At 43.8% G+C, this 26,048-nt stretch carries 22 protein-coding genes; 14 read left to right on the top strand and 8 right to left on the bottom strand.

Going from position 1 to position 26,048, the window contains the following annotated elements:
- The first annotated feature begins 15 nt into the window (after positions 1–15).
- Genes IQQ51_RS14820 through IQQ51_RS14805 form a run of 4 tightly spaced genes read left to right on the top strand, consistent with a single transcriptional unit; the run spans position 16 to position 3,929 of the window.
- Positions 16–1,137 (top strand): HlyD family secretion protein, encoded by a 1,122-nt coding sequence (locus IQQ51_RS14820; RefSeq protein WP_009844846.1) that lies wholly within the window; start codon positions 16–18, stop codon positions 1,135–1,137.
- Positions 1,127–2,146, top strand: coding sequence for a DUF2955 domain-containing protein (locus IQQ51_RS14815; protein ID WP_193841482.1), 1,020 nt, complete (start codon positions 1,127–1,129; stop codon positions 2,144–2,146). The genes IQQ51_RS14820 and IQQ51_RS14815 overlap by 11 nt, the downstream gene beginning before the upstream one ends.
- A gap of 22 nt (positions 2,147–2,168) precedes the next feature.
- The gene (locus tag IQQ51_RS14810) at positions 2,169–3,269 is read left to right on the top strand and encodes an AI-2E family transporter (protein ID WP_193841481.1); all 1,101 of its coding nucleotides are present in this window, start codon (positions 2,169–2,171) and stop codon (positions 3,267–3,269) included.
- Positions 3,270–3,929 (top strand): potassium channel family protein, encoded by a 660-nt coding sequence (locus IQQ51_RS14805; RefSeq protein ID WP_017064414.1) that lies wholly within the window; start codon positions 3,270–3,272, stop codon positions 3,927–3,929.
- A gap of 112 nt (positions 3,930–4,041) precedes the next feature.
- On the opposite strand, the gene IQQ51_RS14800 is transcribed toward IQQ51_RS14805, so the two are convergent.
- On the bottom strand, positions 4,042–4,581 hold the full coding sequence (locus tag IQQ51_RS14800) for a DUF3332 domain-containing protein (protein WP_052878650.1): 540 nt from the start codon (positions 4,579–4,581) through the stop codon (positions 4,042–4,044).
- Positions 4,582–4,807: 226 nt separating this feature from the next.
- Positions 4,808–4,981: a hypothetical protein gene (locus IQQ51_RS14795; RefSeq protein WP_193841499.1), complete on the bottom strand. Its 174-nt coding sequence runs from the start codon at positions 4,979–4,981 to the stop codon at positions 4,808–4,810.
- A 252-nt stretch (positions 4,982–5,233) separates the two neighbouring features.
- Between IQQ51_RS14795 and IQQ51_RS14790 the strand changes: the two genes are divergently transcribed.
- On the top strand, positions 5,234–5,827 hold the full coding sequence (locus tag IQQ51_RS14790) for a hypothetical protein (protein ID WP_050648160.1): 594 nt from the start codon (positions 5,234–5,236) through the stop codon (positions 5,825–5,827).
- A 229-nt stretch (positions 5,828–6,056) separates the two neighbouring features.
- Here the strand turns inward: IQQ51_RS14790 and IQQ51_RS14785 are convergent, their stop codons facing one another.
- Positions 6,057–6,266, bottom strand: coding sequence for a hypothetical protein (locus IQQ51_RS14785; RefSeq protein WP_004731601.1), 210 nt, complete (start codon positions 6,264–6,266; stop codon positions 6,057–6,059).
- Between the two features lie 624 nt (positions 6,267–6,890).
- Here IQQ51_RS14785 and IQQ51_RS14780 point away from each other — a divergent pair.
- The 6 genes from IQQ51_RS14780 to IQQ51_RS14755 all read left to right on the top strand — a co-directional run bounded on the left by IQQ51_RS14780 (position 6,891) and on the right by IQQ51_RS14755 (position 13,023).
- Entirely contained in the window at positions 6,891–8,270 is a 1,380-nt protein-coding gene (locus IQQ51_RS14780) for a sensor histidine kinase (protein WP_193841480.1), read from the top strand.
- A complete protein-coding gene (locus IQQ51_RS14775) occupies positions 8,267–8,899 on the top strand; it encodes a response regulator (RefSeq protein ID WP_048610910.1) in 633 nt (210 codons plus the stop codon). Before IQQ51_RS14780 ends, IQQ51_RS14775 begins: the two co-directional genes overlap by 4 nt.
- Positions 8,900–9,316: 417 nt before the next feature.
- Complete coding sequence (locus tag IQQ51_RS14770; protein WP_193841479.1) at positions 9,317–10,249, top strand: siderophore ABC transporter substrate-binding protein; 933 nt, start codon at positions 9,317–9,319, stop codon at positions 10,247–10,249.
- 100 nt (positions 10,250–10,349) lie between these two features.
- The gene (locus IQQ51_RS14765) at positions 10,350–11,303 is read left to right on the top strand and encodes an ABC transporter permease (RefSeq protein ID WP_193841478.1); all 954 of its coding nucleotides are present in this window, start codon (positions 10,350–10,352) and stop codon (positions 11,301–11,303) included.
- Positions 11,296–12,246, top strand: coding sequence for an iron chelate uptake ABC transporter family permease subunit (locus tag IQQ51_RS14760; protein ID WP_193841477.1), 951 nt, complete (start codon positions 11,296–11,298; stop codon positions 12,244–12,246). Before IQQ51_RS14765 ends, IQQ51_RS14760 begins: the two co-directional genes overlap by 8 nt.
- A 12-nt stretch (positions 12,247–12,258) precedes the next feature.
- A complete protein-coding gene (locus IQQ51_RS14755) occupies positions 12,259–13,023 on the top strand; it encodes an ABC transporter ATP-binding protein (protein WP_017061894.1) in 765 nt (254 codons plus the stop codon).
- A 125-nt stretch (positions 13,024–13,148) separates the two neighbouring features.
- Here IQQ51_RS14755 and pstB read toward each other — a convergent pair whose 3' ends face one another.
- The 4 genes from pstB to pstS all read right to left on the bottom strand — a co-directional run bounded on the left by pstB (position 13,149) and on the right by pstS (position 16,956).
- A complete protein-coding gene (gene pstB / locus IQQ51_RS14750) occupies positions 13,149–13,907 on the bottom strand; it encodes a phosphate ABC transporter ATP-binding protein PstB (RefSeq protein ID WP_416222612.1) in 759 nt (252 codons plus the stop codon).
- An 89-nt stretch (positions 13,908–13,996) separates the two neighbouring features.
- The gene (gene pstA, locus IQQ51_RS14745) at positions 13,997–14,833 is read right to left on the bottom strand and encodes a phosphate ABC transporter permease PstA (RefSeq protein ID WP_048606157.1); all 837 of its coding nucleotides are present in this window, start codon (positions 14,831–14,833) and stop codon (positions 13,997–13,999) included.
- On the bottom strand, positions 14,830–15,750 hold the full coding sequence (pstC, locus tag IQQ51_RS14740) for a phosphate ABC transporter permease subunit PstC (protein WP_197278255.1): 921 nt from the start codon (positions 15,748–15,750) through the stop codon (positions 14,830–14,832). The genes pstA and pstC overlap by 4 nt, the downstream gene beginning before the upstream one ends.
- A gap of 159 nt (positions 15,751–15,909) precedes the next feature.
- Entirely contained in the window at positions 15,910–16,956 is a 1,047-nt protein-coding gene (gene pstS, locus IQQ51_RS14735) for a phosphate ABC transporter substrate-binding protein PstS (RefSeq protein WP_048606161.1), read from the bottom strand.
- A 660-nt stretch (positions 16,957–17,616) separates the two neighbouring features.
- Here pstS and IQQ51_RS14730 point away from each other — a divergent pair.
- Both IQQ51_RS14730 and IQQ51_RS14725 read left to right on the top strand, forming a co-directional pair.
- The gene (locus IQQ51_RS14730; protein WP_048610920.1) at positions 17,617–18,642 is read left to right on the top strand and encodes an HD-GYP domain-containing protein; all 1,026 of its coding nucleotides are present in this window, start codon (positions 17,617–17,619) and stop codon (positions 18,640–18,642) included.
- A complete protein-coding gene (locus IQQ51_RS14725; RefSeq protein WP_193841475.1) occupies positions 18,635–23,614 on the top strand; it encodes an ATP-binding protein in 4,980 nt (1,659 codons plus the stop codon). Before IQQ51_RS14730 ends, IQQ51_RS14725 begins: the two co-directional genes overlap by 8 nt.
- Before the next feature lie 94 nt (positions 23,615–23,708).
- Here IQQ51_RS14725 and IQQ51_RS14720 read toward each other — a convergent pair whose 3' ends face one another.
- Complete coding sequence (locus IQQ51_RS14720; RefSeq protein ID WP_193841474.1) at positions 23,709–24,599, bottom strand: LysR family transcriptional regulator; 891 nt, start codon at positions 24,597–24,599, stop codon at positions 23,709–23,711.
- A 267-nt stretch (positions 24,600–24,866) separates the two neighbouring features.
- Between IQQ51_RS14720 and IQQ51_RS14715 the strand changes: the two genes are divergently transcribed.
- Positions 24,867–26,042, top strand: coding sequence for an MFS transporter (locus IQQ51_RS14715; protein ID WP_193841473.1), 1,176 nt, complete (start codon positions 24,867–24,869; stop codon positions 26,040–26,042).
- Positions 26,043–26,048 lie beyond the last annotated feature (6 nt).

Genomic DNA, 26,048 nt, shown 5'->3' with positions numbered 1-26,048 from the left:
CTAGAAGGGAGTCCCATGTCAGAAGTCAACGGGAATACGCAAGAAGCCAAGGAAGAAGTTGGCCAGCAAGAAAATGGAAAAGACAAAGTAAGAAAGGTCACCAACTACTTATTATTGTTCGTGGCGTTCATGTTGATCTTCAGTATTATTTCAGACCGCATCATTCCTATTACTGATAATGCTCGTGTAAAAGGTTATATCGTTCCAATCAAGCCTGAGGTGTCGGGTAAAGTACTCGATATTCTTGTTCAACCTAACCAACTCGTTAATCAGGGCGACAAGTTAGCCATTTTAGACGAGTCTGATTACCAAATAGCCGTACAACAAGCTGAGCAAAATTTAGAGATTGCAGGCCAAAATGTCGGCGCGCAAACCGCGAGCATTGCTTCAGCCCAAGCAAAACTCACCTCAGCGATTGTTGAAAGACAAAACACTAAACTGCAAGCTAAGCGTGTTTTAGAGATGGCCGATAAAGGTGTCGTTTCTAAATCAGATGCAGATAAAGCGCGAGCAGCATTAGCGACCTCTCGAGCGGCGGTTGTGAATGCAGAAGCTGACCTTGACCGTGCTAAGAAACAAATGGGTAAAGAAGGCGAAGAAAATAGCCAAGTGAAAGCGGCGTTGCTGGCACTTGAACAAGCTCAATTGAACCTAGAGCGCACTGTGATTACTGCACCGACACAAGGTGGTGTCTCTAACTTTAGCCTGTCTGAAGGTTTCTATGCATCAGCAGGGCAAGCAATCATGACCTTTGTTTCAACCGAAGATATTTGGATTGAAGCTTATTATCGAGAGAACAGCCTAGGTAATGTAACGGTCGGTGATGAAGTTGAAGTGGCGTTAGATTTCGCTCCGGGCAAAGTGGTAAAAGGGCGCGTAAGTAGTATCGATTGGGGTGTTGATTGGGGGCAAAATGACCAAGCAGGTAAGCTTGCTCAAGCTAGCCAACAAACGGGTTGGTTGCGCCAAACACAGATGCTTCCTATCACCATTGAATTTGATAATGAAGAAGTGACAGGCATGCTCCGAGTGGGTGGCCAAGCGGATGTGATTGTTTATAGCGGTGATAACTTTGTGTTCAACGCGATAGGCAAGGTATGGATTCGTTTGATTAGCGTATTGTCTTATGTCCGATAAGCCGATTCCTGACCAGCAAACACAGCAACGTATCCTGCGATTTACGGTCGGGGTCACGTTGGCTGTTTTCTCGGCGGCATGGATAAACTGGCCGCTTGCGTTTGTGGCGCCGGTGTTCACTGCTAAGTTCTTAATTGATAAACCAAATCTCCATAAGGAAACGGTCTACGAATTGCTCTTGGCCGTTGTGGTGACAATGGGGTTAGGTTTATTGCTGTCGCGAGGAATTACCCATTACCCAATCCCATTGCTGATTTTAGTGGGGCTAATGATGCTTTGGGGCTACTACTTGTTTGTCGACCCAAAATGGAACCTGTTCGCCACCATACTGTTGATTGCGGTCTTGATGTTGCCATTCATGGCGATTGATAACCCTGGCGTTTCAGTAATGCTGGCCTCTGGCTTAGCGACCTCTGGTGTGGTTTCAGTCATGCTTTTTGCGTTAGTGCATGTGTTTTTCCCTGAGCCTAAATCGGCGTTCTCTGGCTTCGCTGCTGCTCCACTCGAAAAGAAACAGCGTTGGTATGCGGCCTTTAGAGCGATGATTATTTCCTATCCAGTGGTGTGTTTTTTCTTTATTTTTCAAATATCTGAAGCTTTGTTGACAATGATGTTCATTGCGTTGTTATCGTTGATGATTACGTCAGAGAAGTCGATAAAGTTGAGCGCTTTTCTGGTGATAAGTAACGGTATCGGGGGATTGCTGGCGATTGCTGCTTTTTCAATTCTTTCTATAGTACCCAACATTGTCTTCTATTCTTTGTTTATAGGACTTATTGCCATTCTTATGGCTACCCAGATCTACACGGTTCCCGAAAAAGCACCTATTTTCGCCACTGCATTTAGTACGTTGCTCGTACTTGTTGGTAGCACATTGATGAGCTCCGGTGACATCGATAGCAACACCCTTATACGCATATTCCAATTAGTGTTAATTGGCATATATATGATTTTGGCTTCTCTATTCCTAGAAACACGGAATTGGAAGTTCCTACAAAATCAGCCTTAATTTTGTCTAACAAGGACGTCTCATGAAGTTAACCGATGATTTTTCAAAACAGGCGATAGACGCTGCCATCAAGATCGCAGCGATTGCCATGCTCGTGTATTGGTGTTTTTCGATTTTGCGCCCATTCATTCTTTTGGTGATATGGGGGGCGATCATTGCGACTGCGTTGTATCCAGTGGCGGTCGCAATTTCAAATAAAACCGGGATGTCGAAAGGTAAAGCCAGTGCATTGCTGAGCTTTATTGGTGTGATTCTTCTATTTATTCCTTTGGCGGCGCTTTCTTCTGGTATCTACACCAGCGCGACTGACCTGATGACAGGGCTTCAAGATGGCACATTGTCATTGCCTAAACCGAAAGAGTCCTTACAAGATATTCCATTAATAGGGGAAAAGGTTTATTCAACCTTGGTTGCCGCCTCCAACAATATTGAAGGCACTTTCATAAAGTATGCGGACGAACTTAAACAGTTCGCGACGAAAGCGGCTTCTGTTCTTGGCTCATTAGGTGGTGGCTTTATTCAGTTCATTATCTCTACCATCATTGCTGGTGCATTCATGAGTAATGCCGATAAATGCAAAACCGGCGTGACTCACTTAGTGGCGCGTTTAACGGGCGGTAAAGGTGAAGAATTGGTAGAGCTCTCTAAATCCACCGTGCGAAGTGTTGTGCAAGGTGTGATTGGTGTTGCTGTGATTCAATCCATGATGTCGGCAATCGGTTTGGTGATTGCAGGCGTTCCTGCGGCTGCGTTTTGGGCACTAGCTGTGCTGCTCATTGCGATAATCCAACTTCCACCGATTCTTGCTCTATTACCTGCGATCATCTACATGTTCAGCGTTGAATCGACACTGGCGGCGAGCTTGTTCTTAGTGTGGTGTATTTTGGTGAGCGGCAGTGACGCTATCTTGAAGCCAGTACTGCTGAGCCGTGGCTCTCACATTCCAATGTTGGTTATTCTATTGGGCGCGCTGGGCGGCATGGCGATGTCAGGCATCGTCGGTCTGTTTGTCGGTGCTGTGATACTGAGTTTAAGCTATGAGCTTATGATGGCGTGGCTTGGACTTGAAGAGAAAAACCAAGAAGAAACTGAGGAAAAACCTGCAGAGGTCGAGGAAAAATAGATGAAGCCAGTCTCTAAAGACGACAACTTCTACTTCTTATTCTATGCACTGTTGGTGTTGTTTTTTGGTTGCGCGGTGATGCAGCAGTTTTATCCGCAAGGCCAAAAAACAATCCTATTTCTTATCATTATTACGTTGGCGAGTTCAATCGCAGGTATTCATAAAGAGCGAGCCTTGTATCGCTCTTGGTACGGACTGTTATTGATTACGGCGCTCGTGTCTGGTGTGTTTTCGTTTTTGGAAGGTTATAACCTGTCGATAGTGACGCTATCGGCGCTGGCTGTGTTTTTGTTTTCACACATTTACTCAGCGTTGAAGCAGGTGATGAAAGCAAAAACGGTGACGCCTAATCACATCATCGGCTCAATCTGTATCTACTTGTTGTTAGGGTTTGCTTGGTCGACCATCTACTTGTTAATTTTAGAGATCTTTCCGAATGCCTTTAACGGGTTAGAAGAGCAAGTCTGGCTGACAAACTTGTTCAATGCGATGTACTTTAGCTTTATCACCTTGACTACGGTTGGTTACGGCGACATATCACCAGCTCTGCCTATTGCTCAGTTCTTCGTTTTTATGGAATCCATTATCGGCAGCTTTTACTTAGCTATCATGGTGGCGAGTTTGGTGAGCATTCGACTTGCACAGTCTCAGTCCCAATAGAGCATTTACAAATAATAGAGCACATACAAACAAGCCCGACAATTGCCGGGCTTGTTCTATTTTATGAGCTTCAAAGTCTGTCTAAGTTTGAACTCTTTGTGGGCGATGAACCTTAAGCTTCAGTACCTTGAATCTTCTCTAATTCAGCAATAGTCGTTTGCGATACAAGCTGACCATCCATGTAATAGGTAACGTTTTGACCGTCTTTTATGCCCGTTAGAGTCGCTGTTTCACCAGAGGTATAGACGATGTCCATTTGAATTGTGTTTTCGTCAATCTTAATCATCTCACCCGTTTCAATGGTGCGATTGTTTGAAATTGGGCCTACAGGGGCTTCTTTCAGGCTTGGGTCTAGGTCGTCGTTCACTTCGAAGTGTGTATCTGTTTTTGTATCAAATACGTGTGGCGAACCGCTGATAGGGTTTTTACCTGTCCAAAATTCAAGTGAGTTGAATACGACATAGTCTGCAGCGGTAGTAATACCGTATACAGGCGCTAATAAGAAGTTTACACCTGCACGAGCATAGCGGTTATCGACAACTTCAACGTTAAATTTCATCACTTTCCCTGTTACGGCGTTACTACCGATACAACCAGTTAGCGCAGAAGCCAAAACCGTTAGTCCTACAATTTTAAGTGCAATCTTTTTCATTTTAGTACCTGTATAAGTTAGAAGTCTGTTTCGTTGGAACAGGTGTAGTATGGTTTTTATTCGATGGTCAGTTTTACCATTTAGCGCCACTGACGATATAAAATGCACTCGGACTTTTGGTATAAAGCTAGGTATAAAACTGGGCACAAAAAAAAGCGCGACCTAATAGGGCGCGCTTTGGGGTATTTAGATAAGTCGTAATGAAAACAACCACTCCAATATAGAATTACTTCATCACGTAGGTATAAGCCGATACGACAAGCCAGCGGAAAAATCGAAATAAAAGGGTGGTGGCTTTAAAGGCAAACTTGGCAATGGATACCATTGCTTCTGCACCAATGCTTACACACTTATGCAAATCGGATTCTTTGTATTCTGAATAGGTCATCTGTTTTCTCATTTCTCGCGGTTTTCTTTCATATGTAAGTAACGACTCCTGTCTGGCGATATACCCTGAGCGCGTAATGTACGAACTTTCGCCGATAGAGATTTACCATTTCATGCCATATGGATTAATAACTAGGCAAAAGGTAAAGAGTTGGGAGAATTTAACGGCATAGCGAGGTGTAACTGATCAAGTTACCGAAAAACGAGGGTAATAGTGGTATGATCGCTGGCTCAGCACCATAAGTGATAAAGAATAGGAAACAGAATGACTCACCTTACCGAACAGCAAGAAGCTGCAATGGCGACGTTTAAGGAAAACTTACACCTTCCAAACGGTGGTTTTCATAAACTGATTATCGAGCTAAGTAAGGAGTATCAGTTGCCTTTCCAAAAGGTGCGTGCGGTTTTAAAGAAAGCTCAAAAAGACGTTGAACGACAAATACGAGAAGACTTTACCAGCGTTGATGACACAGTACTGAGCCAAGCGAATTGGGTAAATATCATTAAGTCGAAGCTTGTTGAGTTAGCGGAAGAAAACCAAACGGTCATGGATAAGCTGCAACAAAACCTGAAGTATCAAAAAGTGTTGTCGGCAACCGAGGGTTCAATCGCAAGCGAAGACGAACGTGACGAGTTGATTGAAGAATTGATTCAAGCTTATGAGAAAGAGGTGTTCAAACCGTTATTGGCGATGCTGCATACAACAAAGCTGTATTGGAAGTTAATGCTGGTGGATGAGACATGTAAGATGAATGAGGAGAATCGTGAGAAATTCAGTGATTACCCTCAACACATGCAAGCTGCAGAACACTTATATACTCTTGATCAGAAGTTAAGGTCGATGCCGTTAACTTATTAGTCCATGAATGCACTGATAATGACTCATTGGTGATTCAGAGTTCGATATAAGTTGGTTTCGATAGAAGTACGATAACCTAGCTAGCGTTAGCCGCGTGTGAAATGCAAAAAGGCTAGGTTTCTGATCTGTTTTACTTCTACTCTATTTTGTTCTGCTAGAGCGAATTGAGGGTGACATCTTTTACATCTTTGGGACTAGATGGTGTTTCTTTTGTAGCCTTTGGGAAATGCTATAGGAGTGTGAAATGTCCTAGGGTGTTTCCGTTGCCTGAAACGATAGTTCCGATGCTTTCTCGTTCATTAAATTCAAAGTCGATGAGATAACTGTGATGTTGTAGCTTGGGCAATATGTGGCGGTGGAGTATATCGCTATTGAGCTGTCGAATCTCGGTGACCCATGAAATCTCTTCTTTGTGTAAGTCTATTTTAATCTTGAGCATTTATTACCTTTTAGTTTATTGACTGTTTTTTCGCGTGATAGTTGGTACCAATGGGTTTGTCGTGTTGTTCTGCGTGACATAATTGTGCCTTGTGTTTATTACATTTGTATTTAAGTGATCGATCTATTCTGACTTCGCTGACAAAAGAGCAAATGACGAATAGAACGGTAGTAGGATCGAATTTAAAAGCTATTGAATGACTATCTGGGTGAAAGCTGACGCAGAGATGGTGTAACGAGGGAATCGAGAACTGTCTATGTGGAACTTGGACTTACTTTAGCATTAACAGCTCTATAGATTAGAGCCAGGTGGCGAACTATACGCCTAGTTTTTAAAATTACAACCCTATTTTCAATTAAATTAAAAAATATTTTTGAGTGATTTGCCATAGCTTATTGAAGGTTAAATGAGCGAAGGTCAGGGAATTGACCATGATCTCTGACTGAGACTTAGCTTTGCGTCTGTTCGTATTCATTATCATTAGTGGTTTAAATTAAAACGGCAAATCTACTGAAGATTAAGTGGCTGTTATATATCATCTTTACATTGTAAATTACAAATCGTAACTTTTGGGTCAAGTGTTGTGATTGCAGGGCTTGAGGGCTTTGTTTACACTTAATGCTTATGGATATATTAGTCGTATTTACCCTTTATCTGATCTACGGTTTGGCTTTCTTCGCCATCGGTTTTTCTGTTGTCTTTAGAAACTATAAAAACAGCCAGATCAGTATCTCCAAACTTCTCCCGATCCTTGCCATCTTTGGCTTTGTTCATGGTGTTCATGAATGGTCTGAGCTTTATTTGATTCTCTATCAAGACCAATTTCAACGTTCTCAGTCGATCGAACTCTTCAAGGTTTTCAAGTTACTCTTTTCTTACCTCGCCTTAGGCGCTTTTGGGTGGAAAATGCTGGATCTGTTTGACTGGCGTTGGGTGAAGTGGGGCAAGACCTTCATGGGACTGTTGCTGGTCGCGTTTACTTTGAGCTTAGTTGATCGCTTTGATGAACAAGCATTTACCGACTATATCAACATCAGTAATAGCCACATCCGAGTGTTGTTCGGCTTAGGCTCCGGCCTGTTGGCTGGTGTCACCATGATCATTTACGGCAAACAGTTTTATGATGTTGAACACCAAGCTGCGTCTCCTTTTGTTTATACCGGCGCTGCTTTGATCTTTTATGGTATTACTTCGGGCATTTTGAGCTCTGAATACGGCATCTGGGTTATCTTCTTAAGAACAATGTGTGCTTTGGCAACGCTTCATTTCTTGTGGAAAGCGCTGCGAGTATTCGATAGAGAAAGAGAACTGCAAATTGAAGCCATGGTGCACCGATCGTTTCAAGATGAAAAGCTTAAGGAATTAGGCGAGCTGACTTCAGCTGTTGCTCATGAAGTGAAAACACCGCTGAGCAGCGCAATGATGAGTTGTGACTTACTCGAGAAAAGACTGCCTGATGATGAGAATGTGGCTAGGCAATTGGTGAGGATTCGCAGTGGTATCGAGCGCGCAGCCCATATCAGCCAAGAAGTGTTGAATTATGCCCACCATCGAAAGGTGTCATTCAAAGCTGTAGGTGTGCGAGGTTTATGTCAATCGTCGCTTTCGCTGGTGGAATACCGACTGTCAGACTTTGATATCGAATTGGATGTTAGTAAGAAGCTGCAAGTGCATGGCGACGCGACTCATCTAGAAGAAGTGCTCGTCAATATACTGGTTAATGCCGTTGATGCGAGTGAGCATACCAAGAGTATTTCTATCTCGGCGTATCCATTGGGCTCTAATGTGATTATAGAGCTCACCAATCGTGGTCCTGCTATTCCAGAAGATGTGATCGAGAAAGTGATGCAACCCTTCTTTACCACTAAGCCGGTAGGAAAAGGAACAGGAATGGGGCTGGCTATCTGCCGACAAATCATGACGCAACATCATGGTGAACTTACGTTGCATAATATTGAGAACGGTCTCATGGTGCGACTACAACTACCTAAGGCAACCCAATGAAATTAAAGCTATTGCTTGCAGAAGATGATGAGCAATTAAGAGAAGTGTTGGTCGAAGCGCTGGCACTCGAAGAGTTTGACGTTGTTGCGTTTGATAATGCAGAAGACGCGTTGGATGCAGCAGGGGAGGAGACGTTTGATCTTGCCTTGTTTGATGTGGTGATGGGTGGCATGACAGGTGTTGAAGCTTTATCTAACTTGCGCCGATTGCAACCTAAAATCGGGATTGTGATCACCACGGCGTTCGCGACTGTGGATGTTGCCGTTGATGCAATGAAAAAAGGGGCGGACGAGTTCTTAACCAAACCCTTTAATTTGGCGGCACTGTCGGTAACCCTTAGAAGGGTTTATGCGGAACGATCTCCACAGACTCCTGTGGAAGAGCGCAGTAACGACCAGGTGTTTAGTGCATTAGCTAACCCAATTCGACGTGCGGTGTTGAATCACTTGAGTATTCATCAGAAGTTAAAATTTATGGATTTATGCCGCGTTGTGGGAATTGAAGACCATACCAAGTTCAATTTCCATTTAAGGCAATTGGTGAATAGTGGATTGGTGAAAAAAGGAGAAAGCCGTATTTACTCCCTCACTCGTCGCGGAAAAGAAGTGCATTCGAGCATGCTTAAGTAAGTGTTGCTACTTTTTATATCTAATTGATTTGGCTAGTTAATATATAAAATTGCACCAGCCGTTGTTATGGTTCACGCAAAGAATATCGTGGTCCATTGGTGTGTTCTCTTCTTGGCTTCTCCATTCCATATCCTCGTTATATCGCCGTTTTTGTGCATTCATACCTGCCATTGTTAGCAGCCTAACAAAATATGAATACTCACTTTTACGTTTCTGAATAATAAAGTTGTTGTGTCGCCAATTTAGTGCAAATATAATTGATAATAGTTCTCACTTGCGTTACAAGTTTGTTGTCAATCCAATGACAGACTTTAAATTATCGTTATTTAGCAGTTGTGTACGCCCCATGCTCGTCTATGAGTAATGTGACTTTCATTGTCATGAGTGGTGGTTTGTATCAATGGCAAAGGAAGAAACATGAAGAAAACAATCAATTCAGTTCGCCAGTTATTGAGCGGGCTTGCCATCGTTCTAGCATCATCATTCATGATGACCGCACATGCGGAAACCGTCACCATTGAGCATGTAAAAGGCACAGCGCAGTTTACTGAAGTACCACAGCGAGTGGTGGTTTTAGGCCACGGTAGCTTAGACGTGCTTGATAAAATTGGTGTACAGCCAGTTGGCGCGCCTCATAGCTTGCTGCCTGATTACCTAGCTTCGTACAAAGATACGACGGCAAATACAGGCTCATTAAGCGAACCTGATTTTGAAGCTATCTACATGTTGAAGCCTGACATCATCATCGCGGAAAACCGCATGCTTAAGGTTTACGACAAACTGACACAAATTGCTCCTACTATCATGTTCTCTATTGAAGGCGACAAGTACTGGGCTGATGCTCAGCAAAACTGGCGCGCGCTAGGCGACATCTTTGGTAAGCAAGCTGAAGTCGAAGCGATCATTAAAGAGACTCAAGCTTCTATTACTGCGGTAAACGACAAAGTAGCGTCTGACGAAACTTCAGCAATGATGCTAATGAACAACGGCAACAACATTGCGATGTTCAACAAAGGCAGCCGTTTCTCTATCATCTTTGATGACTTTGGTTTCGTGGAATCAAAGAGTGCAACCGTGGCTCCGATTAAAGGAACACACGGCAACCTAATCTCTTTTGAATACATTGCTGATGCAAAACCGGAAGTGCTTTACGTGCTTGACCGCGAAAAAGCGATTGGCAAATCAGAAGGACGCGCTCAACAACTGTTTGATAACCCACTGGTTGCGGCAACACCTGCAGCGCAGCACGGCAACATCGTTTACCTTGATTCAAGTGCTTGGTATCTGGCTGGTGGCGGTGTGACGGCGATTCACAGAATGCTTAGTGACATTGAACGTACGATTCAATAGTTATTAACCATCAGATTTTCGGGCTTATAAGAGTGTTCTTATAAGCCCTTTTTCACTTTTTTATACGGGCTACCCGAGACCTACCTTTAGTATTATTTCTATGTTGAAACCCATTGCAGCTGCTGTATTTCTTGTTGTGTTATGTGTTGCGTCATTGATGATTGGAGTTGCTGAAATCAGTTTTAGTGACTTCTTCAATGGCAACCAACACGCCAACTCTATTTATGTTGTTAGTCGAATCCCTCGACTGTTCGCGATTGTGCTGGCCGGTGCGGGCTTGAGTGTCGCTGGCTTGATCATGCAACAGATCGTGCAGAATAAGTTTGCCGCGCCTTCGACTATGGGCACGATTGACTGTGCGATGTTGGGCTACATAGTCGGCATTCTAGTACTAGGCAATGCTGCGCAATGGAGCTACTTAGGCTTTATCTTCGCGTTTGCAGTGTTTGGCACCATGCTATTGGTCCGTTTTCTACAACACCTGAAGTTCAAGAATGCGGTGTTGGTGCCTTTGATTGGCATTATGTATGGCAACGTTGTTTCGTCTCTAACAACCTTTATTGCTTATAAGTACGACTTAGTACAAACCATGTCGGCATGGACAATGGCGAACTTTGCGAGTGTGTTGCAAGGCAGCTATGAAATTCTTTACCTCGCAGTGCCTGCTTGTGTGTTGGCTTACTACTTCGCGAGTCAGTTCAGTGCGGCGAGTATTGGCGAGAGCTTTGCGAAAAACATCGGCTTGAATTATCAGAAGATCGTCTTCATTGGTGTTGCATTGGTCGCTATCTGTGCTTCTTCTGTAGTGATGATCGTCGGTGTTATCCCATTCCTTGGCCTTATCGTGCCGAATATCGTGTCGCTGATGATGGGCGATAACATGAAGAAGATTCTGCCTTGGACAGCCTATTGGGGCGTGATCTTGGTATTGGTTTGTGACTTGTTAGCTCGAATCGTCATCTTCCCTTATGAGATACCAATCTCGATGGTAATCAGCATCTTTGGTGGCTTGATTTTTATCTACCTAATCATGAGAGAAAAGTCGAATGCGTGATTCAGTAAAAACTGCGATTCTGGCCATCGCGTCTTTGTGTATGGCGGCAGTATTTGTGGGGCAGGGACTTACGTGGGATAACTACGAGTTCTTCTTGTCTCTGCGACTACCAAAACTGCTGTCGATTGTGTTGGCGGCGGTAGCGATCTCGGCGTCGTCATTGGTTTTCCAAACCATTACTAATAACCGAATTCTAACCCCATCCATCTTGGGCTTTGACAGCTTGTATATGCTGGTACAAACGGTACTTCTGTTTGTGTTTGGCAGTGCTAGCTTCTGGGTAATTGACTCAATCGCAAACTTTTCGATGTCTGTGACTGTGATGATCTTGTTCTCGTTTGCTCTGTTCCATTTCTACTTTAAGAGCAAGCGAAACAACGTATTCACACTGCTGTTGATAGGCATCGTATGTGGCAGCGTATTCTCGAGTTTGTCTAACTTCTTGGCGATGTTGATTGATCCCAATGAATTCGCGGTGCTGCAGAATGTGATGTTCGCAAGCTTCAATAACGTGAAAGGCGAACTGGTTTACCTCAGCCTTATTCCATTGGGTTTGAGCTTACTTGGCCTGTGGCTGTTGGCGCCTAAGCTCGATGTACTTTGGCTTGGTGTTGATAACGCGACAAGCTTGGGCGTGAACACCAAGCGACTGACTCAGATTACTTTGGTGATTGTGTCAGTGATGGTTGCGGTGTCGACAGCTCTGGTTGGCCCTGTGCTGTTCTTTGGCTTGATCACCGTGAGCTTAGCTCGTCAGATATTCCGATCTTATCAGCATCGTGTGCTTATCATCGCAAGCAGCTTACTAGCGATCGTGCTATTGGTTTCTGGCCAATGGTTTATCGAAAAAGTGATGGCGTTTGAAACCACAGTGAGTGTGATCATTAACTTGGTCGGCGGTTTGTATTTTATGTTCTTGTTGTTACGCACCAGAATTCAGTAAAGGTAGTAAGTAGTGATTAAATTAACAGGTTTAAGTAAGAAGTATGGCAAGTCACTCGTGGTGGATGATGCCAGTGCTATGTTCCCGAAAGGCGAAGTGACTTCTATCATTGGCCCAAATGGTGCGGGTAAAAGTACACTGCTTTCAATGGCGAGCCGCTTAACCGACAGCGACGCGGGTGAAGTGGTCATTGGCGATAAGTTATTGGCTGAGTGGGATACTAAAGAGCTAGCGAAGCACCTTGCCGTGTTAAGACAATCAAACAACATCAATATGCGATTTACGATTCGTGAGTTGGTCTGTTTTGGTCGTTTCCCACACTCTCAAGGTCGCTTGAAAGACGAAGATCATAAGATCGTCGACACAGCACTAGAACACCTTGGCATTACTGACATCCAAAACAAATACCTTGATGAGTTGAGTGGCGGTCAGCGTCAAATGGCGTTTATCGCGATGGTTGTGGCACAAGATACGGATTATGTGTTCTTAGATGAGCCTCTGAATAACCTTGATATTAAACACTCTGTTGAAATCATGCAGACGCTTCGTCGTTTGGCGCATGAGTTCAATAAAGCGGTGGTTATCGTGATTCACGACATCAACTTCGCTTCTTGCTACTCGGATAACATTGTCGCGATGAAGAAAGGTAAAGTGGTTAAGTCGGGTAAGGTTTCGGAAGTGGTTGAAAAATCAGTAATGGAATCGATCTACGAGATCCCATTTGAGATTCGTGAGTTCGATGGCGTTCGAATCTGTATGTATTACTCTGGTCGTTAGATTACTGAATAACTCGGCTGTTTTGCTTTCTAGCCGTTGAATGAAAAGAGCTCCCATATGAGGAGCTCTTTTTGTTTGTCGCTATTGGTTCGTTTGCGAGTGCATTTTAGTTACTGAATACTCAGTTAGCCGAAATCACCAGAAATATAGCGTTGAGTACGGTCATGCTTTGGCGCTTTGAATATCTGGTCGGTTTCACCAAACTCGATTAACTCGCCAAGATACATAAAACCGGTGTGGTCAGAAATACGCATCGCTTGCTGCATGTTGTGAGTCACGATAACGATGGTGTACTTCTCACGAAGCTCGGTAATCAGCTCCTCAATCGCGGCAGTCGCAATTGGGTCGAGTGCAGACGTCGGTTCATCCATTAGGATTACCTCAGGTTGCAAAGCGATAGTACGAGCAATACACAAGCGTTGCTGTTGTCCACCCGACAAGCCCATAGCATCCGTGTTCATCTTGTCTTTCACTTCTTCCCATAGATGTGCACGCTTAAGTGCTTTCTCGATTTGAGTATCGATTTCATCCTTGCTAAAGCCACCTTTAAGTTTCAGACCAAAGGCCATATTCTCGTAGATAGACATTGGGAACGGGGTAGGCTTTTGGAAAACCATTCCGACTTTTGAGCGAAGTTCATTGAGGTCAATCGAACCTAGAATACTTTCGTCATCAAGCAGGATATCGCCTTCTGCATATTGAGTACGGTACAAATCGTAGATGCGATTCATGGTTCTCAATAGCGTTGATTTACCACAACCTGAAGGGCCGATCAGTGCCGTCACCTTGTTGTTGTAAATCGGCATGGTGATGTTCTTTAACGACGCTGGCAGGTTCTTATTGTAGAAGAAGCTCAGGTCTTTAATTTGCATGCGACAAGTCATTGCTTGGTCATTGGTTGCCTCAGTAGACAGGGTATCAAGACCTTTTGAGAAAGAGTTGTCGTTTACTAATGAGTTAGTCATTGCAGTCATTATGCTTTTCTCGCTTTCAGGTATTTAGGCAAGCTTGTCGCTAGGATGTTGATAAATAGAATGAATGAAGTAATCAGTAGGGCACCTGCCCACGCTAATTCTTGCCACGATGAATAAGGACTCATCGCAAATTGATAAATGGTCACTGGTAGGTTCGCCATTGGCGCACCCATGTCTGTAGTCATGAAGCTGCTGTTTAATGCTGTGAATAGCAGGGGAGCCGTCTCACCTGAGATTCGAGCAACCGACAACAAGATAGCCGTTACAATACCTGGGCCTGCAGCGCGGTAGCTGAGCTTAGTAATCACACGCCATTTTGGAGCGCCCAAACCACTACCAGCCTCTTTTAGCGTTGGTGGCACCAGTCTTAACATTTCTTCTGTTGAAGAGATGATCACAGGCAAAGCCAGAATAGCTAACGCGATTGCTCCAGCCCATGCTGAGTAAGAACCCATTGGAACCACAATCACCGCGTAGATGAACAAGCCAACCAAAATAGAAGGTGCGCTCACTAACATACCGTTAAGAAAGCGTAGTGTTTCAGCTGTTTTGTTCTCTTTAGGTGCTTCAGATAGCCAAGTACCAGCCAACACACCAAGCGGAGCTGCAATCGCGATGCCCATACCAGTTAGAATCAAGCTGCCATAAATCGCATTTTTCAAGCCGCCTTCACTGCCCGGAGCTGGAGTTAGTTCAGTAAACAGGCTCCATTTCAGCCCCTTGATGCCTTCTCCGATTAGGGTGTAAAGAATGCTCGAGAGTACGATAAGACCCGTTGCGGTTGCAGCAATGCAGAACGCATAGAAGAGGCCATTTTTAAACTTTCTTAGATTCATGCTCTACCTCTTTTCAAAAGGAAACGGGCAGCGCCCATAACAATGAAAGTGATCGCAAATAACACAAGACCTAGCGCGATTAGCGAAGAGATGTGAACTTCATTTGTCGCTTCATTAAATTGCTGAGCAATTGTCGATGAAATAGAACTTGCAGGCATAAACAGTGAGGTTTCAATACGGTTTGCACCACCAATAACAAATGCCACCGCCATGGTTTCACCCAATGCACGTCCTAAACCTAAGATCCCCGCGCTTGCTACTGCGCTTTTTACTTTAGGAAGCAACACTTTAGTGATGACTTCGAATGGCGTAGCACCGACACCGTATGCGGCTTCACGTAGAACATCTGGTATTGAGCGAAGTGCATCACGGGTTAGCGCCGTCATGATAGGTAAGATCATGAATGACAAGATGATGCCCGCGCTAAGTAAGCCGATGCCAATAGGCGGGCCACTGAACCAAGTACCAAGAATCGGGATGCCAGATAAGTTTGTTAGAGCCCACATCTGGAAGCCTTCAGAGAACCAAGGTGCGAAGACAAACAAGCCCCACATGCCGTAAATGATGCTCGGAATTGCTGCGAGTAGTTCAATAGCCTTGCTCACAGGGTTGCTGATCCACTTGGGTGCTAATTCTGCTAAAAAGATTGCAGTGCCTAAGGCAACTGGAACCGCTATACATATTGCGATGAAGGAAGTAACCAGTGTGCCGTAAATAGCAGAGGCTGCACCGAAGTTACTATTAATCGGATCCCAGACATTGTTGAAAACAAAGCCAGGGCCAAATTCAGAAAATGCTTTCCAACCGCCATCAATTAAAGAAATGATAATGCCAGTTAGTGCAATAAAAATAAGAATAGAAGAAGTAAAACTCAATTTTTCAAAAATTGAATCACCATCTAATCTTTTAATAGTCATTGTTTTATTCATAGGTAAGATAAATACCGCTAGTAGCTATTCAAAAGAAGCTCTTCTAAAGAAGCTATTCCAAAGAAGATATATTCAATAAAAATCACAACGAGCGGTATTGGGTCTCAATTAAAAGTTGATATTAGTTTCAATGAACGAATTCATCGATTAATTAAGAATGGCTTTGCCATCGGTAGTTAGCTCTTGTGACCAAGTGTCATTTACCATCTTAGTGACCGCTTTAGGCATTGGAATGTAATCCAACTCTTCAGCGGCATCAGCGCCATTCTCATAACTCCAATTGAAGAAGTTAATGATCTCTTGAGCTTTGGCTGCGTCTTTTTGGTCTTTATGCATCAAGATAAAAGTTGCCGCCGTCATTGGCCAAGAGTCAGCACCTGGTTGGTTGTTCAGTAGAAGGTGGTAGCCAGGAGCGCTTGCCCAGTCACCATTTGCTGCTGCCGATTGGAACGTCTCCATCGTTGGCTGCAAGAATTTACCTTCTGCACTGTCCATTTGCGTATGAGTTAGGTCATTTTGCTTCGCGAATGCGTACTCTACGTAGCCGATCGCGCCACGAGTACGGCTCACGAAGTTAGCTACACCAGCATTACCATTACCGCCGATGGTTGTTGCCTGACGTGGCCAAGTGATGTCTTTACCAACACCAACTTGGTTTTTCCAATCATCATTTACTTGAGCAAGGTACTCAGTAAAGTTGAAAGTTGTGCCAGAACCATCTGAACGGTGGACAACGTAAATCGGTTGAGAAGGAATAGTAAGGTCGCTGTTTAATGCAACGATTTGCTCATTATTCCAATTGTCAATTTTGCCTAGGTAGATATCTGCAAGCAGCTCACCTGTTAGCTTCATTTCACCTGCTTCAATGCCAGGGATGTTTACAACCGGTACGATTGCGCCCATCACCATTGGGAACTGAATCATCTCTTCCTTGTTGAGTTCATCAATTGTTAGTGGTGCATCTGTTGCACCGAAATCAACGGTTTTAGCTGTGATTTGACGAATGCCGCCGCCCGAACCAATCGCTTGGTAGTTGATTTGAATACCAGTTGCTTGTTGGTATTGCTCAGCCCACTTTGCGTAGATTGGATGAGGGAAGGTGGCACCTGCACCATTGATCGTCGTGTTTGCAGAAACGTTGAAAGTTGCCGCAACCAATAAAGACGACAATAGTGTAGATTTAATCAATTTCACGGTATATCTCCAGTTAATCTATTATTCATTCGAATAATGTCGGTGTTTGAATAAAGGGTTTTAGTGTTCAAGTAAAACATTGTGATTATTCAAGCTCAGTAAAATATGACTAGACTTATTAAGTTGTCGAAGGGGAGGTTATGAACTGAATATTTCACTTTTATTAAAGTGATTTTTAAATCGATATAAATAGAAAAGGTTTATCTGAATGGATTTATTCTGATAAGAAAACTTCACAGAATCGAGGCTAATTCCGTTGTTCTTTACGAAGTGAAATAGATTGCATTTGATGTAAACCAGGCCACTGGATAGTCACTTTTTCATCTGTTCCTGTGATCCAGTTCGGCGAGCTGTCATCATGTTCAACTATTGATTATTCACTTCAGGTTTTGCTGGTGAAAGAGCGACTAACAGTAGGCCGCAATAGTTATTTTCTTCGGGGTTGTTTAGGTGATGTGATAATAGATGCGTATGTAGTTCATTGTTTTATAAGCTAATTCCCGTCGAGTTTTTGACATCTTACCCATTCAAGGTGTTAATTTGATGTCACTCGAAGATCTATCCTTCATTTTTAACAAACATTTGTCATTTTGATATTGAGAGGTGCGAAAACCCATCTACACTATGGTTATAACTGTTTGATTTGTATACGAGGTATCAATGAGTCGGAAACCCATAGTGTTAGTCGTGGATGACACCCCAAGTAACTTGGATGTGTTAACGGCAATACTCAAAGATACTTATCAAGTGAAAGTAGCGATTAACGGCACAATTGGTATCAAGATTGCGAAGATGGTGCCGCAGCCAGACCTTATCCTCCTTGATATCATGATGCCTGACATTGATGGTTACGAGGTATGCCGCCAACTTAAAGCTCAGCCGAATACGGCTCACATTCCTATCATTTTCGTGACCGCCAAAATTGGTCCAGAAGCCGAAGTGAAAGGATTATCTTTAGGCGCTGTCGATTACCTAACGAAACCGATCACGCCTGAAATCGCGCTCCAGCGTGTCAAAACCCACATCGCGTTGTATGACCAACAACGAGCACTGTTCCATCAAGTGAAAGACAAAACCGTCGAGATCAATCTAGGCAAACTTGAGACCCTCAATATCTTAGGTCGAGCAGCGGAATTTAAAGACAACGAAACGGGTATGCACGTTAAGCGCATGAGCCACTACTGTGAGGTGTTGGGCAAGGCGCTAGGTATGACTGACGAAGATGCCGAAACACTCCGAGACGCGGCACCAATGCATGATATTGGTAAGATAGGTATCCCTGACAACGTGTTACTTAAGCCCGGAAAACTCGATGCGGAAGAGTGGGCGATCATGCAGAAACATGTCGAGTATGGTGTGGAGATTTTAGGGCAGCAAAGTGATTCAAAACTGATGCGCATGGCGATTCAAGTGGCGCAGTATCACCACGAGAAATGGGATGGTTCTGGTTACCCAAGTCAAGTGGCAGGGGAAGACATCCCATTGGTTGGCAGAATCGCTGCTGTGGCTGATGTGTTTGATGCACTGACTGCAGAACGCCCTTATAAAAAAGCTTGGAGTGTCGAAGATGCTTTGGCCTTAATCACTGAGCAGAAAGGTAAGCATTTTGACCCGACTATCGTTGATCTGTTTTTCATTAAATTGCCTGAGATTCTAGAGATTAAAGAGAAGTTCAAAGATGAGTGACCTCTGGCAGATGTGGGGTAAGTGGGGTAAGCGTTATGTCATCGCCATAATTTTGTTTGTTGTATTCGTTGTTCGTGCCGCTAGCGTCAACGCAGAGGCGGCTCCAGAGCAACAACCAAACCTATGGCACGACCCTGATCGTGAAATCACGTTTGTTGCGCTATCCAGTCATTATCCTTACTCATTTATTGGTGATGACGGAAAAGTCGACGGGATTATTCGAGATTGGGCTTACGATCTTGAAGAGCGTTTCAACGTAAAAACCAACTTCATCAGCGTAGATTCTCACGCTGAAGCAAAGCAAGCTTTGTTAGACGGGAAAGGCGATGTGTTTCCTTTTCAACAGTTTGATCCCAGCGAAGGAGGTCGTTTCCTTCAAACCGATCCTTATATCTCGTACCAAATTGCCGTCATTCTTCCTACCGATGACCACCTCAACAATAAAATTGAGCAAGAGGCCAAGAGACGAATTGCCATGGTTCGTGAAAGCATCGACCTTGAGCGATCTGGCGTGCAGCTTAGTTCGATTGAGAGAGTTGAGTTCGATACGGCCATTGATGCTATTCGTGCATTAGAAGATGGGTCGGTTGATGGCTTACTGGCTGAACCTGTAACCACCATGGATCTTGCTCATAAAAGCGGAGTAGAGAATTTAGCGGTCAACCATGTACTTGATCGCTGGAAGAGTATCAAAGCAGCCATGGTTATTCGTTCAAACGACAATGAGTTGCTTAACTTGTTGAATCAACAGATTGCAACGTTTGATATCGGTAAAAAGAACCGTATTTTATCTAAATGGTTAGATGACTCACCTTATCGCTCTCCCATTAAAGGTGTATTTGGATTCGGCAACCCACCTTACATGTATCCAGACAGTACTTCTGTTGGCTTAGAGCATGACATTATGCAAAGGGCTTTGAACGATATGGGGTATCGACTGGGTGACGTTGTCACCTTGCCTCGTAGTGCGGCTCGTCAAGCCATCGATAGCAATAGCTCAATATCGTTTGTTTCTGGCGTTCAACTGGATGATTCTTCATTGCACTTTGTCAGTGACAAGGTGATGGATGTTGATTTTGTGCCAGTGTCATTAAAGAGGCGTAAGCTGGATTTGAAGTCGGCAAAAAATTTGTCATTGGGTGCTTTGCTGTTCGATGAAACATCGCCGATTAAAAACTCCGTAGAAGTCTTGGAAAGCCAATTGAGCATTGATCGGATAGATGATCTCGACAGCTTAGAGTCGGCATTTTCCCAACTGAGAGCTCAAAATGTTGATCTCCTGATGGTAGAAAGGCGCGTATTAACCTGGTTTGTTACCAATACCCGGTTTATTGAAATGCGCGAGATTCAGCTCCATGAAGATTATAAAGTCAGTTATCCCATCTACGTGGATTTCAGGGGGGCGGAATTAAGAGACCGTTTCAACGCCGCATTGGCAAACCTGAAAAGGGAAGACGGTGAGTTTGAGCCAATCCTTAGAAGACAAATTAAGAACGACCTGACTCCAGTTTTGAAGAAGGCCGATATTATTGCTCAAATCTCAGCGTACTTTATCGTCAATGACCGCTTTGACGAATTGCCTAAGATTTTTGACATATTTGATGCAGATAATACCTTCATGGTTATTTCGGCACTGGCTGATAATAATAAGCGACCGCTTGAATCTTGGTTCCTAGGAGATGTATCAACGTCATCATTGGACAAGAAAAACACCTCTAAATTGTCATCCGTGACGAAAGGCGCTGGCTATAAAACGCAGACGGGCAGCACCAATGCTGGGTTTATGACGTTCTATTTCGATGTGGATTCCGTGGAAGGAAGCTATGTATATTTCCCAGCCATTGAGCAGTTCAATTCATTCGGAGATGGTGCAAAGCGTTATATTTCAGATATTTATCAATCAAACAGTTTAGCCGGTGAACTTCTTAACCTTAGTCAAAATGAACGTCAGTGGATAAAGTCTCATCCAGTATTAAAAATCGGTATTGATCCTAACTCTTTGCCTTATGAAGCAGTATCGAGCAAAGGGGAATACATCGGCATGATCGATGATTACCTAAAGCTGATCGAACAGAAAACAGGTTTACGCTTGGAACATGTTGACGTCGGCAGTTGGCAGGAGACTCGACGTCTCGTTGACCATAGAAAAGTGCACCTTGTCTCGGCCGCTGTGGAGAATCGTTCACTTAGCGAGAGTGTGAAGGCGGGTAAACCGTTATTTTCTAGTCGCTTGGCCATTGCCTCAAGACGAGATGTGAATAGCCTTGTCTTAGAAGAAGCTGCTGGATGGAAAATAGGTATTTTAGAGGGGGGAGCCAATACAGGAGCTATCATGGATAGTTACCCTGAGATCAACTGGGCGATGGTGTCCTCGACTAATGACGGCTTAGAGCTCGTCGAGTCGGGTGAGTTTGATGCGATGATTGATACCGTTGATGTCCTAACTTACCTAATCGACTCATTTGGCTATCGAGGGATTGGCATTATCGGCCGATTAGATTTCTTCCTGTCGCCAACTCTGCATGTCATCAAGTCTGAACCATTACTGTTGTCTATTGTGAATAAAGCGATAGGCAGTATCTCGGCTGAAGAACACCAGAAGATCTCAGCAAAATGGGCGGCACCCAAAGCGATAGAAAGAGTTGACTATCAATTGGTTTACACCATTTCGGTTTTCTCTCTGGTGATCCTTCTTCTTATTATTTTCTGGAATCGTAAATTAGCGAAGCAGATAAGTATTGCTAAGGAAGCGACCGAAGCCCTTCAAAAAGCCCAAAATCAGCTTTATAACATTCTGAACACTTCACCTATAGCTGCGAGTGTGGTTGTCGGGGATCAGGTTCGTTATGCGAATGATACTGCGAAACGTCTGTTTGGAGTCCAACGGAGAGAGTTGCACTCTATCGATATTAAAACTATTTATGACTCTCTGTCTGATCGTGATTCGCTATACAAAGAGCTCAACCTCAAAGGTAAAGTAGTAAACCGAGAGTTAGTGCTTAGGAAGTTTGATGGAAGTCGTTTTGTCGCTCTTGTTAGTTACTACCAGCTTGTACTTGATGGTGAAGTCGCCACACTATTTTGGGCATTCGATATATCTGAAATGAAGCGCCTTAATGAGCAATTGGAAGAAGAGAAACAGAGAGCCGATTTGGCGAGCCAAGCTAAATCGGAATTCTTAGCTAATATGAGCCATGAGATAAGAACCCCAATGAACGCCATTATTGGTTTGTCTTATCTGGCGATTGGCGAAATATCTAATCCCGTCGCTCGAAATTACATCGAGAAAGTGCACCGTTCTGGCCATTCGTTGCTCAGCATCATCAATGACATCCTTGATTTTTCAAAGATAGAAGCAGGGCAACTTGTTATTGATAACATCCCGTTTGATCCCGTGACGACCTTTAAAGATGTGATTGAGTTGATGGAGTCGAAAGCGGCTGAGAAGCAGCTCAATTTGTCGATGGTCATCGACCCAGAATTAGACACGCCATTGCAAGGCGATCCCTTGAGGTTGTTCCAAGTCATACTCAACCTTGTGGGCAACGCGATTAAGTTTACGGAAAAAGGCAGCGTAGCGTTAACGGTGGAGCATGTTGACTCGAACGATAGCAGCCTAACCATGAAGGTGAGTGTGATGGATACCGGGATAGGCATCTCGGATGAGAACCGTCACAAGCTGTTTGAAGCCTTTAGCCAAGCCGATACCACAACAACACGTCGGTTTGGCGGTACAGGGCTTGGGCTTAACATTAGCCAGAAATTAGTGCATGCGATGGGCAGTCAAATTACGGTGGAGAGTGTTTACGGGCAAGGCAGTGAGTTCTCCTTTGTACTGACATTGCCACGATCAAGCTCGGATGCGTTAGCCGACTTCAAAGCCCAAGAGTTGCAGTTGGATTATCAGATAGAGTTCAAAGGCCAAAGAGTTCTACTGGTTGAAGATAATGAGTTGAACCAAGATTTAGCCTTAGCATTTTTCAGTCGTTCCAAATTAAATGCCGATCTTGCTGAAAACGGAAAGGAAGCGCTGGAGCTAGCTAAAAACAACGACTACGAAATAATCTTCATGGATCTTCAAATGCCGGTTATGGACGGCTTTGAAGCTACCCGTTTGATTCGTGAATTCAATACAGATGTACCGATTATTGCAATGTCGGCCAATGTTTTTGCTGATGCGAAACAACGAGCGAGGGCGTCGGGCGTCATGGACTTCTTGGATAAGCCAATTGTTATTGATAAAGCGATGTCTTTGATTACTCGATACATTGTTCCTGAGGTCTTAGTTGAAGGTCGAGCGCCATCAGACACATCTTCAGATGCGATCCAGACAGGTGATTCTGTTGAGAGTGCGGAATTACACTCCGATACTCACATAGAACCGCCAGTTTTCTCTCAGTCGAGGTTTGAGCAACTGACTTATCATGATGTGAAGCTGCAAGCCAAAATGCTTGATAGGTTCTGCCAAGGATCGCCAGACATGATGTCGGAAGCTTTCGATAATTTAGTACAAGGCGAATGGGAGACGTTAGAGCGTAATCTACATACCTTAAAAAGCATGGCAGCTGCGATTGGTGGATTGCGATTGGCAGAGTTACTCAGTGATTTAGAAAGCAAAGCTCATAACAAGGCGTGTGATGAAGAGGATCTTAAGCAAGGCGAACTTGGATTAATCGAATTGACTAAAGTGGTTGAGAGAAGCTTTGATGTGCCTGGTGTTGAGGGATTCAATACGACAAGTACTGAAGAAGCCGATGCGAGTCTTGCTGATATCTCTGATTCACCGAGCATCACGTCAGAACAGCATGCTCAGTTGCTATCACTGCTGGATGCTTATGATAACGATGCAACTCAATATGTGACTGAGTTACTGGCACAGTATCCACATTCTGTTGTTCTCAAAGATGTTCAAAGTGCGTTAGATAATTATGACTTTGAACGAGCCAAAGAGGGACTTGGCGCTTCTGAGTAGTTGTCTTTTATAAATATCACTTCAACATTAAAGCCTTTAGCTCTTACAGCGAAATAACGAGCTAGCTAAAGGCTTTAAATCTATCTATACCGAACTAACCACTCACGTTCTGTTTGATCAATTCAACAACCGTATCGTATCGGTGCGGCAGTTTTCGGTTTCGTTTTTGAACCAAATACAGCGTTTCCTCAACTTCTACCTTTGGCGGAACAACGTGTAGCTTGTCTCTATCTGGGAAGTGCTCAACCGCGCCAGCCGGTAACACGGTAAAACCTAATCCTTTTGATACGGGTAGCAAGATCTGGTGAAGCTGATTGATGTAGCCAGATCTTGGTATTTCATTAACGTTGATGCTCGCTAAGTCTTTATCTCCGCAAAGGTCGAAATACAAAGACAGATAGTGTGCAGAATCTGGGTGCGCAATCAGGCCAATATCATGAAGTACTTGTGGCGTTACCTCTAAATCAGCAAGGCTGTGGTGAACAATAAGACACAGTGCTTCTTTGCCGATGACTTGGCTTTGGTAGTAACTGTCGTTCGGGGAATGCCTAACAATGCCGATATCGGTAGTGCCTTCGATTAGGTCATTCAATATCTTTTTGTTTGGAGCGGCTTCTAAGTTAATGCTGAGCTCTTGGTGTTGCTGTTGAAGTTCCAAAAGCTTGGGATACAGACGCAAAGAGAGTGAACCAGAGCAAGACAAGTGACATTGCCCAGCATAAGGATTATCAAAACTCAGAGACTCAAAAAGATCTTCTTGGTCTTTCTCTAGTTTGAGCGCATAGCGATACATAATCCGACCCTGTTCGGTCAGCTCGAAGCTCTTATTTTCTCGAGAGAGCAGGTCACAATTACAAGCTTGCTCAAGCTTCTTGATGTGTTGGCTGACTCCAGGTTGTGTCATATACAACTTATCTGCCGTTTGGGTGAAATGTCCAACTTCAACCAGAGTCTTAAACGTATTGAGCCAAAGTGGATTAATCATACTCACCTTCAAATGCTAAAGCCTATAAATAACAAGACTTATAAATCACAGAGCCTGTAAACAACAAAGCCAATAAATAACAGAAAATTATTATTATCTTAAGTAATGATAATTTCAACTCTAGTGTCTTAAGTAACGCTAATCAAAGTCATATGGTGGTAACACTTTATACTGGTCGATTTGTAGAGTTGCTATGAGTAACAAAGTGTTGCGACTTTGTTGATTTTTTGGTCTATTGACCAACTGTGCTCATATTTAGGAACGAAGATGAATAGAAATGTTTGGCTGCTTTCACTGTGTCAGGCCTTGTTGATGACGGGTAACATATTACTGATCTCTGTGATTGGTTTGATCGGTAAGCAGATTGCGCCCAGTGTCAGCATGATCACCTTGCCGGTTGCACTGCAGTTTTTGGGTTTAATGGCAGCCACTATTCCTGCATCTTTAATTTCAGGCAAGTTAGGGAGAAAGCGAGGATTTAGCATTGGTAATGTGGTTGGCATTACAGGAGCTAGTCTTGCCACCTACGCACTGTCTCAACAACACTTCTATCTGTTCTGTTTCGCTACGTTCTTACTTGGGATAGGCATAGGTTTTGGCACGCTTTATCGTTTTGCTGCAATCGAGGTGTGTGATGAAAATGCCCGTCATCGAGCGATATCTATCTCTATGGCTGGTGGCGTTCTAGCAGCAGTATTGGGGCCAAATTTGGCTATTATGTCTCAACAGTGGTCGCAAGATGGCTTGTACATTGGTGCTTTTGCTTCTTTGATTGGATTGAACATTCTTGCGTTACTCATCTTACAAACTATTCAATTCCCAAAAGTGTCCTTTAATAGTCAGGCGCCTAAATCCGATCCTCTCAGTTTGATAGTTAAATCGCCTAACTTTATTGGTGCCGTGTTTGCTGCCATGGTCGCTTATGCGGTGATGAATATCCTGATGACAGCAACGCCATTAGCAATGATTGGTTGTGGCTTTGACTTTACCAAGGCGGCGGGTGTGATTGAGTGGCACGTGCTGGGCATGTTTGTACCTGCATTCTTTACTGGCTCACTTATCGAGAAGTTTGGCTCACGAATGATGATCTTGGCGGGTGGGGTGCTGTTCGTTGTCTGTATCGCGATTAACATTCATGGCGAATCTATTTGGCACTTTAGAGCGGCCTTGGTCGTGTTAGGTGTCGGTTGGAACTTCATGTTTATCGCGGCAACGGGCTTGTTTAGTCAGTCTTACCAATCGCAGAACAAAGCCAAGGCACAAGCGTTTAATGAGTTTGTTGTGTTTGGGTGTGTGACGATTACCGCCATGCTTTCTGGTTGGTTAGAATCGACAGCTGGATGGCAGAACCTCAATATCTATGTCTTACCATTCGTGTTAGCTGTTATCTTGTTGTTCGCGTTCAGCGCACGTAAATCACACATTCAAAAACAACCGGTTTAAGGACCA

The sequence above is a fragment of the Vibrio sp. OPT18 genome (assembly GCF_015163615.1).
GTDB classification, from domain to species: Bacteria; Pseudomonadota; Gammaproteobacteria; order Enterobacterales; family Vibrionaceae; genus Vibrio; species Vibrio coralliirubri.
The sequence above is the reverse complement of the archived record's forward strand: the minus strand, read 5'-3'. Positions and strand labels throughout refer to the sequence as shown.